This is a genomic window from Oleiharenicola lentus, assembly GCF_004118375.1.
In the GTDB taxonomy this organism is placed as follows: domain Bacteria; phylum Verrucomicrobiota; class Verrucomicrobiia; order Opitutales; family Opitutaceae; genus Lacunisphaera; species Lacunisphaera lenta.
This window is the reverse complement of record NZ_SDHX01000002.1, coordinates 742,342-755,355: the sequence shown is the minus strand read 5'-3', so window position 1 is coordinate 755,355 and position 13,014 is coordinate 742,342. Positions and strand designations below refer to the sequence as shown.

Sequence of the window (13,014 nt, the reverse complement as noted above, 5' to 3'; positions counted from 1 at the left end):
CAAATACACGAAAGCTCGATGGTTCGACTGGATCTGTATTTATCCGTGTACATCCGTGGTTAAACCCTGCTTTGGCTCGCCTTGCCGGGCGGTTCTTCTCTGAATCCACGCATGCTTTCCCGTGCTCTTGCCCTGGTTGCGCTGGCTGTGTCTCCCCTCGCGGCGCGTGCTGAGAATTCGCCGCTGGCGTCGTCGCCCTCGGAATTTGTCCGGGCGCAGGCGACGAGCGGGGTGAAGTGGCACCTGTGGAACGAGGCCTCGCTCGCGCAGGCCAAGGCGTCGGGGAAGAGCGTCTATGTCTTCATCGGCTCGCCGCTGAGCGAGCTCACGCGCGCGACGATCAACCAGACTTTCACGAGCGAGAAGACCGTCGCGTGGATGAACGAGAATTTCTTCTGCCTCTTCGTGGACGCCGATGCCCAGCCCGATGTCGCCGCGCTCGGCCAGCATTTCATCAGCTCGGTGAAACAGCTCCGCGGCCAGCCCGTGCACCTCTGGCTCACGCCCGACACGCTCCAGCCCTACGACGGCGCCAACTACCTGCCGCCCTCGGAGGAGTGGGGAAAGCCCGGTTTCCTCAAGGCCGCCCGCGCCGCCCTCGACACCTGGACGATTGATCCCGCCCGCGCCCGCGCGCTCGCGACCGAGGCGCTCGACATGATGCGTCTGCCGCCCGTGGACACCACCGCCCCGCTCGACATTGAGGCCAAGCTCGCCGCCGCCGCCAAGGCCTGGACCGCCGCCGCCGATCCGGTTAACGGCGGCTTCGGCACCGCGCCCAAACTCCCCGAACCGGAACTGATCCGTTTCCTGCTCACGCGAGACGGCGAAGCCCGCGAAACCGCGATCAAGGCTGCCCGCGCCCTCGTGAACGGCGCGCTGCGCGATCCCGTGGACGGTGGCTTCTACCGCCGCTGCATCGACGAGGCGTGGAAGGAGCCGTATTTCCAGAAAACGCTCGCCGACCAAGCCCGCATCGCCCTCGCGCTCTTCGACGCCGCCGACGCGGCCAAGGACGACAAGCTCCGCGCCGCCGGCATCGCCGCCTTGGATTTCGTCCTCAAGGAACTCCGCAACCCCGACGGCACCTTCGCCGCCGCCCTCGACGGCACGCTGGAGGAGAATCCTGCTCCTACCAAACGGCCGAAATTTGTGAAGGTCGGGTCGGCAAGCACCGCATCGATTGCCTCGCTGACGCTTGCAATGCGCCGCAGTGGTGAGGTTCGTCTCACGGTTCTTTTGTCGAAAAAGCAGCCAAGAATAGCGCTTCCAACAGTCATGCTCTTGTCCCCACATCACGAAGCATCTGCACATGCTGCGAATTCCGACGCCCCACTCACTGCCGCGGATTGGCTCGGGACAATTTTCTTTGCCGGTGCACTCGAGCAATTGGACATAGTAGACAAGCCGCAAGTTCTACAGAGCATCGTGGACTATTGCTTTGACCCGACTTCAGGTGGATTCATGGCAACTCCGGCCAAATTGCCTCCCGGCATCGCCGTCCGAGTGCCCGCTTCGGGAGAAACGCCCTCCGCCGAGGTGCTGGCGCTGCTGGCCGGCGTAGACACCAAGACCGCCGACCTCATCTGCCGGAACCTGATGCACCAGATCGAATACGACGAGCTTCCCCCCGGCGACATCCTCCTCGGCCTGTCGGTTAACCGCTAATGGACGCTAATCTCCGCTAATGATTCCCGATCCAGACGGTTTGGAATTAGCGCGGATCAGCGAAGATTAGCGGTTCACTCCGGTCATGTCACCCCGGGCCTACGTTTACATCGTCCGCTGCCGTGACGGCACGCTCTACATCGGCACCGCGCGCGACATCGCCAAGCGCCTCGCGCAGCACGATGCCGGCACCGGCGCCAAATACACCCGCTCCCGCGGCCCGGTGAAACTCCTCTGGTCGGAAGGCCCGATGACCGTCAGCCGCGCCCTGCGGCGCGAATTCCAGCTCAAGCAGCTCACGCGCCCGCAGAAGGAGTCCCTCATCGCCGGCACGCTCGTGCTCAAGTTGCCACGCCGACGTTCACGATGAGTGCTCCTTGAGGTAGCGTTCGTAATCCTCGTGGGTGTCGAGGTCGGTGTTGTCCGGCAGGATCACGCGGCCGAAGTCGGGGCGGTTTTCGCGGAGGATGTCGCGCGCGCCGCTGTCGCCGGTGAGAATGCGCAGCCGGGGGAACCATTCCGCGCCGAACAGCACGGGTGGCACGAGGTTCAGCCCGGTCTGCGAGGCCACGAGCGAGCAGCCGCCCTGCCGGAAACGGCCGATCAGCTTTTCGAGATGATTCGGCGGCAGGCCCGGTTGGTCGGCGAGGGCGACGATCAGACCCTGGAGTTTTGGTGCGAGTTCCAAGGCGGCATCCACGCCCACACGCAGCGACGAGCCCAGCCCCTCGCTCCAGTTGGGGTTGAGGGTGATTTGCACCGGCAGCCCGGCCAGCGCGGGTTCGATTTTCTGCGCATCGGCGCCGACGACTACGACAACCGGGGAGACCGGGGCACGCAGCACGAGCTCAGCCACGTGGCGCACGAGGGTCAGACCTTGGACCGGCAGCAGCTGTTTCGGCCGTCCCATGCGCTTCGAGGCCCCGGCCGCGAGGAGGACAAGCCCGCACTGGAATGGGTCAGCCATGGATCGGGCCGGGGCGGTCGCGGAGGTGGCCGGGCGCTCGGCCGTTCAGGCGGGTTTCCAACTCGGCGAGGATGGCGAGGGCCACCGTCTCCGGCGTGCTGCCGCCGAGGTCGAGGCCGACGGGGGCGTGGAGCTTGGCCAGGGCGCCCGCGTCCAACGCGAGGCCGTCGGCTTTCAGTTCGTCCAGGATCCGGTCGGTGCGCACGCGCGGGCCGAGTTGGCCGAGGTAGGCGAAGTCGCGCGGCAGCAGCGCGCGCAGGAATTCCCGGTCGTCGGCATAGCGGTGCGTCATCACCACGGCGAAGGTGCGGGCATCGAAGGCTAATTGCTCCGCGAGTTGCGGGACGGGTGCGACGATCAGGCGGTCCGCGTCAGGAAAACGTTCCGCGGTGGCGTAGGCGGCGCGGGCGTCGGCCACGGTCACGTGCCAGCCGGTGGCCTTGGCCATCTGCGCGAGCGGACGCGCGTCATCGCCCGCACCGCAGAGAATCAGCGCCGGTGGGGCGGGAATGGTTTCGATGAAATCACAATCCGCGACGGCCTCACCCTCGGCCAGACGGGTGCCGGCTTGGTTCACGATCAGGGAAGTGTCGCGCCGTTCGTGCAGGTTGGCGCGGAGCGCGGCGATCCACGCTGGGCGTTCGATGGGAATCCGCTCGATGAGGACGCGCACGACGCCTTGGCACCCGAGGCCGACGCCCCAGACGAGATCGTTCTCCGCGGTGGTGTCGTAAACCGCGAGTTCCGGTTTACCCGAGGCGAGCACGCGGCGGGCGCGTTCCATGACATCCTCCTCCAGGCAGCCGCCGCTGATGGAACCCAGCCGCGTGTCGTCGGGCAGCAGGAGCAGGCGAGCGCCGGGGCGACGGTAGGATGAGCCTTCGACCTTCAACAAGGTCGCCAGCGCCGCGGGCTGCCCGGTGGCGGAGTCGAGGGCGGCGAGGATGCGGTTAATTTCGGACATGAGACGGAACATGTTTGGAACCACTAATGGGATTCCTCAAAGAGGAATCCTTCAGAGTCCCCTTCGGCTAATCGCCTCCGGATTTGATTTAGGGGTGCCGCTAATCGCGGCACTGAAAGGCCTGCGATAAGCTGGCCCAAATTCCTCACCGCGGAGCCGATAAGGCAGAGCTGCTGGAACAAGGTTTCGGCCCTTGCCGGAACCGATTAGTGGTTCAACTTCTCTGCCTTTGCCGTGCATTTCAGCTTTGGGTCAGGGCGAAGACATGGGCGTTGCCTTCGGCGCGGAGGAGGCGGGCGAGGGCGGCGCTGCGGACGCCATAGCGGCAGGTGAGCACGAGCGGGCCGGCGGCGGCGACTTCGCGCAGGCGGGCGAGATCGAGCGCTGACGCGCTCGTAACGCCGGCCGGGGCGGATTCGCCGGGCTCGGTGAGGTAGAGCGATTGGGCAGTCGGGCCCAGGGCGGCGACTCCGGTGGCAGCGAGAAAGAGCGACGTGTCGCTGACGGCGACCGGCTTTGCGGCCTGGAGCTGGTCGAGGCGCGAGCAGATGGGACAGTCGGGGCGGGCCTCGCGGGCGATGGTGAGTTGCGAACCGTCGAGCAGGTTGATCAATCGGCTCTGGCGGGGGCTTTCGCGCTCGCGACCGAGCAGGAGCTTGAGGGCCTCGGCGGCCTGCATCACGCCCAGCACGCCGACGGCCGGGCCGAAGACCGGTCCACCCGCACAGTTGCCGGCGGTGTCGAGGTCGGCGGCACGGCGGCCTTGGCCGTGGCAGTGCAAGCAGCCGCCGTGGCCCTGACGAAAGACATCGAGCGTGCCTTCGAAGCGGTGCACGGCGGCGGAAACGAGCGGCACGCCGAGCGCGAGGCAGGTGTCGTGCAATAGGAAGCGCGTGGCGAAGTTGTCGGTGCAGTCGAGCACCACGCTCTGGCCCGCAACGAGCGCGCGGGCGTTGTGCGGCGTGAGTTCGCCCTCGTGGCTGGTTACGCGCACGGAGGGATTGTGCAGGCGCAGGCGCGCGGCGGCCGCGAGGGCCTTGGGTGCGCCGAGTTCGGCGGTGGTGAAAAGGATCTGCCGCTGCAGGTTGGAGCGCTCGATCTTGCCGCCGTCCACGAGCGTGAGGTGGCCGATGCCGGCCCCGGCAAGATAAACGGAGGCCGGGCAGCCGAGTCCACCGACGCCGATGATCAAGACCCGAGCAGCGGCGAGCTTGGCCTGGCCGGCGGCGCCGACCTCGGGCAGGGCGGCTTGGCGGGCGGTGAGTTCGTCGTTAGCCGGCAGGGTGGCAGCCTCGACGGTGCAGTTCACCCATTCGGCGGCGCCGTCGGGGTGATGCTCCTTCTTCCAGACGGGCAGGCGGAGCTTGATTTCCTCGATCACGTGGCGGCACGCGGCGAAGCCGGCCTGACGGTGCGCCGAGGCAATGCCGATCCACACCGCGGCTTCGCCGATAGTGAGAGAGCCCGTGCGATGGACGCAGAGAACCTTGGTTCCGGGATAAATCCGCTCCGTTTCGGTGGTGATGGCCTCGCCCTCGAGTCGGGCCATGTCGTCGAAGGCCTCGTATTCGAGCTTCGTAACCGGTTTGCCCAGGTGGTGGTTGCGCACGCGGCCCTCGAAGATCGTCAGTGCCCCGGCCTCGGGGGCGGTGAGCCGCGCCTGCAGGGCGGCGGAGTCGATGGGCTGGGCGGTCAGTTCGAACATTGGGAAAGTTTAAGTGGTAAGTTTAAGTTGAAGCACCAGGCAGCTCAATCGGCCTTAAACGAAAGTAGGCAGGCTGACTTCAACTTTCATCTTCAACTTCCAACTGGCCGGTGCTCAGCCGCCGGCCACGGGCGGGATGAAGACCACTCGATCACCGGCGGCGAGCGGCGTGGTGAGCTCGACGTAGCGCTCGTTGATAGAGACTTTCAGCAAATGGGCCGGGAAGCTCAGGCCGGGATGCCGCTGCTGCAGTTCTGCGTAGAGCGCGGAGGCATCCGGCGCGGCACTCTCGACCGTGAGCGTGGGCACGCCCGCCTGCTCGCGCAGGATGGCAAAGAAACGGACGTGAATCTGTCGAAAAGGCTGAGACATCTTGAAACCACTCATAGCCACTAATGAGGCACTAATTGGATCGGATTAGTGAAATATTAGTGGAGATTAGTGGTTAAAATCATCCGCCGATTTGGGACATGCCGCGGGCGGCGGGGATGAGGTGCTGGGCGAGGCCGTGGCCCCAGGGCTTCTCGTGCACGGCGCCGCGGATGCAGTCGGCGATGACCTGGTCGCTCGCGCCGCCGCGGAGGTGGTTGAGCAGGTTGATCTCGTTGTCGCGCAGGAGGCAGAGGCGCAGCACGCCGTCGGCGGTCAGGCGCATGCGGTTGCACGCGGCACAGAAGGGCGCGGAGACGGGGCTGATAAAACCGAGTGCGCCCTGCGCGCCGGGCAGGCGGTAGAGGCGCGCCTCGCCGTCGAGTTTGCCGTCGTTGACGAGCTCGAGTTTACCGAAGGTCTTTTCGAGAAGCGCCACCAACTCAGCCTCGCTGACCATACCCTTGGTCTGGAAGTCCGAATTGTTGCCAAAGGGCATCTGTTCGATGAATCGCACCTGCCACGGATTGGCCAGGGTTAGGCGGGCCAGTTCGATCACGTCGGGGCCGTCGTTCACGCCGCGGCAGACGACGGCGTTGAGCTTCACGCGCAGGCCGGCGCGGGCGGCGGCGTCGAGGCCGGCGCGGACGTCGCGCAGGTTGCCCCAGCGGGTTAGTTTCCGGAATTTGTCCTCGTCGAGGCTGTCGATGGAGATGTTGACCGTCTGCAGGCCGGCGTCACGGAGCGGCTGGGCGAGCTTGTCGAGGAGCACGCCGTTGGTGGTGAGGCCGACGGTGGTGATGCCCGGGGTGCTGGTCGCGTGGCGCACGAGGTCCACCAGACCGGAGCGCAGGGTGGGCTCGCCGCCGGTGAAGCGGATCTTCCGGAAACCCAGCGAACCGAAGAGCGTGATCAGGCGGCGCAGCTCGTCGTCGCTCAGGAGTTCATGCCGCGGCCGGAAAGTCATGTCCTCCGGCATGCAATACACGCACCGCAGGTTGCAGGCATCCGTCAGCGAGATGCGCAGGTAGTCGATGTCGCGGTTGTATTGGTCGAGGGGCATGGCTCAGCCGGCGGGGCGCGCTGGGGCGGGGAGCCAGCGACGCAGGGAATAGAAGAGGATGCAACCCACGATCATGCCCGTGAGGTAGCCTTGCGGAGCGAAAACGCAAACGAGCGCGACCACCGCGGCGATGCCCAGGGCCAGCGGCGTGCGAGGCACCTCGCGCAGGAGCAAGAGCAGCACGCCCGCCTCGACCAAGAGGATCGCACCGAGCACCGGGGCGGGAAAGGCACGCAACACCTCCTGGAAGGCTCCGCTGAACAGCGCACCCACCACCAGGTAAAGCGCACCGTAGATGACGACTGAACCGCCTGTACGAGCCCCCAGCGCGTAGTAGCCGGCGAGCCCGCCGCAGCCGTGGCACATGGGAATGCCGCCAAGCCAGGGGGACAGCAGGTTGATGACGCCGTAGGTGCCCCCTATGCCGCGCAGGGTCACCGGCCGATCCGGGAAAAGGTCGGCCACCGTGCGCTGGGTGGCGATGACGGAGTTCGACAGCGACAAGGGTACCTGGGGAAGCACGAGCAACGTGAGGGCGGCGGCCCATTGGTCCCAGGGCAGGGCGGCGGGCGTGGGCAGCACCAGACCGAAGCCGTGACTGATCACGTTCCAGTCAATCCGGGCGAACGCCGCCCAGAGCGCGCCCGCGCCGACAACTACGAGCGCCCCGGGGAAGTGTTGGTGGCTGCGAAGCCACACCAGCACCGCCACCGCGGCCCCGGCTGCGATCCAGCCCAGGTTGCCTTCGCGTCCGGTCAAGCCCAGGGCCGTGCGGGCGAGTGCGATGCCGAGGCCGGCTTGGATGCCGCGCACGACGAGCACGGGGATGAGCCGTTGCAACCGGTCGAGCAGACCGGAGTGAGCGAGCGCCAGCATGAGCGCACCGATCATCAGCCCCGCAAGCTGCAGTTGCGCGCCGGAGGCCTGGCCCGCGATCACGACGACGGCCATGGCCTTGAGCGGCTGCACCGGCATGGGCAGTCCGTAGAGCAGGCCCGAGGCGATTTGCGCGAGGCCGAAGGCGATGAACACGCCTGCCGGATCGAGTCCGGTCGCGAGCAGGATGCCGGCGATCAACGGCAGGTCGGTGCCGATGTCGCCGAATGCTCCGGCGAATTCATGCCGGTCGAAGCGCAGCCTTTTCAGGGCCGGCATGGCGCTTTGAAGACCTCGTTGACCAAGCCGGGTCGGAAGCCGGCGATATGGTCGATGGCCTCGGCGATGGCGGGGACGATGAGCGGCAGGCACTCGCCGATGGCGCGCGGGCGGCCGGGGAGGTTGATGATGAGGGAGCGTCCGCGCACGCCGGCGGTGGCGCGGGAGAGGATGGCGGTCTTCACCTTTTCGTAGCTGTGCATCCGCATCACCTCGCCGAAGCCGGGCAATTCCTTCTCGAGCACGGCGCGCGTGGCCTCGGGCGTGACGTCGCGCGCGGAGGGCCCGGTGCCGCCAGTGGTGATGATGAGCGGGCACTGCTCGACGTCGGCCAGCCGGATGAGCGCGGCTTCGAGCTGCGCGCGGTCGTCGCGCAGGAGCACGCGGACCCAATCGAGCGGCTCGGTGAAATGGCTCGCGGTGACGCGCTCGATCTCCGGGCCGCTCTCGTCGGCATAGACGCCGTTGGCGGCGCGGTCGCTTAGGGTGATGCGGGCGACTTTCATGGGAGCTATTGGTTAACCACGGAATACACGGAACACACAGAAGGGCGGGAGATTGCTGGAGGGTCCAGCTCCAGCTGGGCCGCGGCCCGTCGGGAGACGGGCCCTCCACCTGATTCGTGTCCATTCGTGTCCATTCGTGGTAAAATCCTTAGGCCTTGGTCTTCTCCACCACCCGGATACCGCCGATGGACATGGCTTTGTCCACGGCCTTGCACATGTCGTAGAGGGTGAGGGCGGCGACGGAGACGGCGGTGAGCGCTTCCATTTCGACGCCGGTCTTGCCGGTGAGGCGCGCGGTGGCGCGGATGCCGATGCCATCGTCAGCGACGGTGAAATCGACGTCCACATGGCTGAGCGCGAGGGGGTGGCAGAGCGGGATGAGTTGGGCGGTGTTCTTGGCGGCCTGGATGCCGGCGATCTTGGCAACGGTGAGCACGTCGCCTTTCGGCAGGGCCTTGGCGCGCAGCAGCTCGATGGTCTTCGGTGAGCAGGTCAGGCGGCCCTCGGCCACGGCGGTGCGCTGCTGGTCGGGCTTGGCGCCGACATCCACCATGCGGGCGCCGCCGGCGGGATCGAGGTGGGAGAAGTCGGGCATGGGGAAATCAGAGACGGAAGGATTGGCCACAAGAAGCACAAAAAGCGCAAAAACCAGCCTACGAGCAGTCGATGAATTCTATCGGTTGTGCCGGGTCGAGACCGTTTGCCGGCAGCGGCACGAGCGCATTGGCGCCGACGAGGCCGCTGCTGTCGCCGGAGCTGGCGAGGGTGAGCAGGGTGACGTGGGGTTCACCGTCCACGAGAGCGACGCGGGCGGGCCAGATGGTCTGGCGGGCGTCGGGCGGCGGCAGCGGGCCACCGGGAGCGAGGCGTCCGCGCAGGCGCGTCGGGCCGGCGTCGAGTCCCGTGGCGAGCTTTTGCAGGAGCGGGGCGACGAAGAGATTAAACGTGACCCAGTGCGAGACCGGGTTGCCGGGCAGGGCGAAGGCGAGGCGGTCGCCGCGGCTAGCAAAGACGAGCGGCTTACCGGGGCGGAGGTTGACCTGTTGGAAGTGCAGCGTGTAACCGAGGGCCGTTAGGGCCGGCCGCGCGAAGTCGTGGTCGCCGAGGCTGGCGCCGCCGGAAATGAGCAGCACATCATGTTCGGGCAGCGCCGCGAGCGCAGCCTGCGCGGGGGCGAGGTCGTCAGGCAGGTGGGCATGGGCGGTTAGTTCGCCGCCGTGGTGGGCGACGAGGGCGGCTATGAGGGCGGAGTTGCTGTCGCGGATCTGCGCGCCGGCGGGCGTGCGGTCGGGCGCGACGAGTTCGTTGCCCGTGACGACGTGCGCCACGCGTGGGCGGAGCGTGACGGACGGCTGAGTTACGCCGGCCGAGGCCAGCGCCGCGAGTTCGGGCGGCCCGAGGCGCGTGCCGGCCGGGACGAGGATGTCGCCCGTGCGGCGGTTTTCACCGCGGCGGCGGATGAAGGCACCTGACGGCCCAATGTTCGTAATACGAACATTGGGTCCGGCGCGGGTGGTATCCTCCTGTTTCACGACGCAGTCGGCGCCGGCGGGGACGGGGGCGCCGGTGAATATGCGGACGCATTCGCCCGGGCCGACGGTGCCGGGAAAGGCGGCGCCGGCGGCGGATTCGCCGATGAGACGAAGCGGTTGCGGGGCGTCGGCGGCGCGCAGGGCGTAGCCGTCCATCGCGGAGGCGTCGAAGGGTGGCGAGTCGAGGTCGGCGCGCGCAGGCTCACGCAGCACGCGGTCGAGCGCTTGCGCGAGTGGCACGCGCTCCGCGGGGAGTTGCGGAGCGCGGGAGAGAACTTCGCGGAGGGCGGCGGGGACCGGCGTCAGCTCCATGCGAGGTCGGTGCGGACGAGCGGCAGGCGGCGGACGCGTTTGCCCGTGGCGGCGAAGATCGCGTTGCAGACCGCCGGGGGCAGCGGGGGCATGGCGGGCTCGCCGAGGCCGGTGGGCGGGTTGTCGCTCTCGATGAAGTGGATCTCGATCTTGGGCGCGTCGTTGATGCGCAGGAGCGGGTAGTCGTGGAAATTGCCCTGCACGACCGCGCCGTTTTCGATGGTGAGTTCCTGCAGCCAGGCGCCGCTCAGGCCGTCGATGATGGAGCCTTGAATCTGGTTCTCGGCGCCGCTCGGGTTGATGATCGGCCCGACGTCCACGGCGACGACAACCTTGTCCACGGTGAGCGCGCCGTCGGGTGTGACGGTGACATCGGCCACCTCGGCGACGTAGCCCGAGTGGCTGAAGTGAAACGCGATGCCCTGGCCGGAGCCTTTCGGGAGCTTTTTGCCCCAGCCGGATTTCTCGGCGGCGAGACGGAGCACGCCCTTCATGCGGCCGGTGTTGTAAGGCGGTTCCCACTGGCCGTTGCCCGGGAGCACCCGGTCTTCGCCCAGCAACTCGAGACGGAACTCAAGCGGGTCGCGGCCGCCGGCGTGGGCGAGTTCGTCGATGAAACTCTGGAAGACAAACGCCAGGCCGTTGCTGCCGGGGGCGCGGAGCCAGCTCGTGGGGACGTTGGTGCTGGTGATGGAACGTTCGAGGCGGTAATCGGCGAGGAAGCGCGCGGGCAGCTCGTTGTTGCTGAGCTCGGCCGCGCGCGCGGGCTCGGCCGTGCTGTTGAGACCGACGGTGACGAAGTGGTTTTGCCAAGCGCTGAGCTTGCCGGAAGCGTCCACCGCGCCCTTGAGGTAATGCCACGCGGGCGGGCGATACTGGCCGTGGCGGGTGTCGTCCTCGCGGGTCCAGGTGAGTTTAACGGGCTTGCCGACCTTCATCGCCACGGCCACGGCCTCGGCAACGAAGTCGTTGACCAGGCGGCGGCCGAAACCGCCGCCGATGCGGGTGAAGCGCAGCTTCACCTTTTCCGCGGGCAACCCCGAGACCTTCATGGCGACGTTCTTGGCGTCGTCGGGTGTCTGCGTGGGAGCGAGCACCTCCAGGCCGCCGTCGGCGGTGGGGATGGCGAGCGCGTTCATCGGTTCGAGCGTCGCGTGGTGCAGGTAGGGATAATGGTAGGCGGCCTCGACGACCTTCGCGGCGCTGGCGAATTTCGCGGCGACGTTGCCGTCGTTGCGCATTTCCTTGCCGGCCCCGGCGGCGGCCTTGGCGGCGGCTTCCTCGTAGGCGGCGGAGCTCTGCGCGGCTCCGGGACCCTCATCCCAGGTCACGTCGAGCAGGCTGCGGGCCTTGAAGGTCGCCCAGGTCGAGTCGCCCACGATGGCGACACCCGGCAACAGGCCGTAGTAGTCGTTGGTGCCCTCGACGAGAAAGGCGTCGAGCACGCCGGGGAGCTTCTTGAGGCGGTCGAGGTTGGCGGAGACGGGCTTGCCGCCGAAGACGGGGCACTTCACGTAAACCGCGTGGACCATGCCGGGAACTTTCTGGTCGAGCCCGAAGAGGGACTGGCCGGTGACGATGGCGGGGTTGTCCACGCCGCCGACGCGGTTGCCGATGAGCTTGTTTTCCTTCGGGCGCTTGAGGACGACGGATTTCTCGTCGGGCAGCGGCATTGAGGCGGCCTTGGTGGCGAGGTCGCCGAAGCCGAGCACGCGGCCGGTGGGGCGGTGGATGACGGTGCTGTTCTCCGCCTCGCACTCGGCGGCGGGCACGCCCCAGGTGTCGGCGGCGGCCTGCACGAGCACGGTGCGTGCGACGGCGCCGGCGCGGCGGAGCGTCTGGTAATTCATCGGCACCGAGAGGCTGCCACCGGCGAATTGCGCGCCGAGCTGCGGGTCGAGGCCGCCGTATTCGATGGTCACCTTCTTGAAGTCGGCGCCCAGTTCCTCCGCGAGGATCATGGGCAGGGCGGTCTTCACGCCCTGGCCGGCGTCGGGGTTCTTCGCCACGAGGATCACGATGCCGTCGGGGGTGATCTTGATAAACGGGTTCGGCGTGAAGGCGCGCGCGGTGTTGTCGAGGCCGGGGGCCTGGGCGAAGGCGGTGCCAGGGAGCGCGTAGCTGAGGGCAAATCCGCCGCCGGCGAGGGCGGAGATCTGGAGGAAGTTGCGACGGGAGACGGCGGGAGTTGAGGTTTTCATTGCGCACCTCCCTTGGTCGCGAGGGCGGCGGCGTCCTTGATGGCGGCGCGGATGCGGACGTAGGTGCCGCAGCGGCAGAGGTTGCCGGCCATGGCGGCGTCGATGTCGGCGTCAGTGGGCGTGGGCGTCTGCTTAAGCAGAGCGGCGGCGCTCATGATCTGGCCCGACTGGCAATAGCCACATTGCGGCACGTCGTGGTCGCACCAGGCTTGTTGCAGCGGGTGTTTGCCCGCGGGGTCGAGGCCCTCGATGGTGGTGACAGGCGTGTTGCCCACCGCTGAGACGGGCGTCTGGCAGGAGCGCACCGGCACGCCGTTGAGGTGGACGGTGCAGGCGCCGCAGAGGCCCATGCCACAGCCGTATTTCGTGCCGACGAGACCGAGGGTGTCACGCAGCGCCCACAGCAGCGGCGTGTCCGCCGCGACGTTGATCGTATGGGCCTGCCCGTTTACTTTCAGAGTATAAGTGGGCATGGGGGAGAGGGAGTGACGTAGTCATAACCAACACTCGCGCGCGGTCAAAGCGGCAAATGGGGGAAATTGGTCGCGTCGGCGACGACAAGCGACGGGGAG

General features: G+C 67.4%; 13 protein-coding genes. 2 read left to right on the top strand and 11 right to left on the bottom strand.

All coding sequences use genetic code 11. The features are described from left to right. Positions 1–111 precede the first annotated feature (111 nt). Positions 112–1,668 (top strand): DUF255 domain-containing protein, encoded by a 1,557-nt coding sequence (locus tag ESB00_RS16995; protein WP_129048981.1) that lies wholly within the window; start codon positions 112–114, stop codon positions 1,666–1,668. An 85-nt stretch (positions 1,669–1,753) separates the two neighbouring features. Then, on the top strand, positions 1,754–2,038 hold the full coding sequence (locus ESB00_RS16990; protein ID WP_129048980.1) for a GIY-YIG nuclease family protein: 285 nt from the start codon (positions 1,754–1,756) through the stop codon (positions 2,036–2,038). Here the strand turns inward: ESB00_RS16990 and ESB00_RS16985 are convergent. From ESB00_RS16985 to ESB00_RS16935, 11 genes are all read right to left on the bottom strand, one after another. Next, a complete protein-coding gene (locus ESB00_RS16985) occupies positions 2,030–2,635 on the bottom strand; it encodes a nucleotidyltransferase family protein (protein WP_129048979.1) in 606 nt (201 codons plus the stop codon). The genes ESB00_RS16990 and ESB00_RS16985 overlap by 9 nt on opposite strands. After that, a complete protein-coding gene (locus tag ESB00_RS16980) occupies positions 2,628–3,599 on the bottom strand; it encodes an XdhC family protein (RefSeq protein ID WP_129048978.1) in 972 nt (323 codons plus the stop codon). Before ESB00_RS16980 ends, ESB00_RS16985 begins: the two co-directional genes overlap by 8 nt. 241 nt (positions 3,600–3,840) lie before the next feature. After that, complete coding sequence (locus tag ESB00_RS16975; RefSeq protein WP_129048977.1) at positions 3,841–5,304, bottom strand: ThiF family adenylyltransferase; 1,464 nt, start codon at positions 5,302–5,304, stop codon at positions 3,841–3,843. 114 nt (positions 5,305–5,418) lie between these two features. Further along, positions 5,419–5,676, bottom strand: coding sequence for a MoaD/ThiS family protein (locus ESB00_RS16970; RefSeq protein ID WP_129048976.1), 258 nt, complete (start codon positions 5,674–5,676; stop codon positions 5,419–5,421). Between the two features lie 79 nt (positions 5,677–5,755). After that, complete coding sequence (gene moaA, locus ESB00_RS16965) at positions 5,756–6,736, bottom strand: GTP 3',8-cyclase MoaA (protein WP_129048975.1); 981 nt, start codon at positions 6,734–6,736, stop codon at positions 5,756–5,758. A 3-nt stretch (positions 6,737–6,739) separates the two neighbouring features. Continuing rightward, on the bottom strand, positions 6,740–7,891 hold the full coding sequence (locus ESB00_RS16960) for a putative sulfate/molybdate transporter (RefSeq protein WP_129048974.1): 1,152 nt from the start codon (positions 7,889–7,891) through the stop codon (positions 6,740–6,742). Beyond that, on the bottom strand, positions 7,879–8,397 hold the full coding sequence (gene mog, locus ESB00_RS16955) for a molybdopterin adenylyltransferase (protein WP_129048973.1): 519 nt from the start codon (positions 8,395–8,397) through the stop codon (positions 7,879–7,881). The genes ESB00_RS16960 and mog overlap by 13 nt, the downstream gene beginning before the upstream one ends. Before the next feature lie 148 nt (positions 8,398–8,545). Further along, positions 8,546–8,992, bottom strand: a complete 447-nt coding sequence (moaC, locus tag ESB00_RS16950; protein WP_129048972.1) for a cyclic pyranopterin monophosphate synthase MoaC — start codon at positions 8,990–8,992, stop codon at positions 8,546–8,548. 58 nt (positions 8,993–9,050) lie between these two features. Beyond that, complete coding sequence (locus tag ESB00_RS16945; protein ID WP_129048971.1) at positions 9,051–10,241, bottom strand: molybdopterin molybdotransferase MoeA; 1,191 nt, start codon at positions 10,239–10,241, stop codon at positions 9,051–9,053. Next, positions 10,232–12,442: a xanthine dehydrogenase family protein molybdopterin-binding subunit gene (locus ESB00_RS16940; RefSeq protein WP_129048970.1), complete on the bottom strand. Its 2,211-nt coding sequence runs from the start codon at positions 12,440–12,442 to the stop codon at positions 10,232–10,234. The genes ESB00_RS16945 and ESB00_RS16940 overlap by 10 nt, the downstream gene beginning before the upstream one ends. Next, positions 12,439–12,915, bottom strand: a complete 477-nt coding sequence (locus ESB00_RS16935) for a (2Fe-2S)-binding protein (RefSeq protein ID WP_129048969.1) — start codon at positions 12,913–12,915, stop codon at positions 12,439–12,441. The genes ESB00_RS16940 and ESB00_RS16935 overlap by 4 nt, the downstream gene beginning before the upstream one ends. Positions 12,916–13,014: the final 99 nt, after the last annotated feature.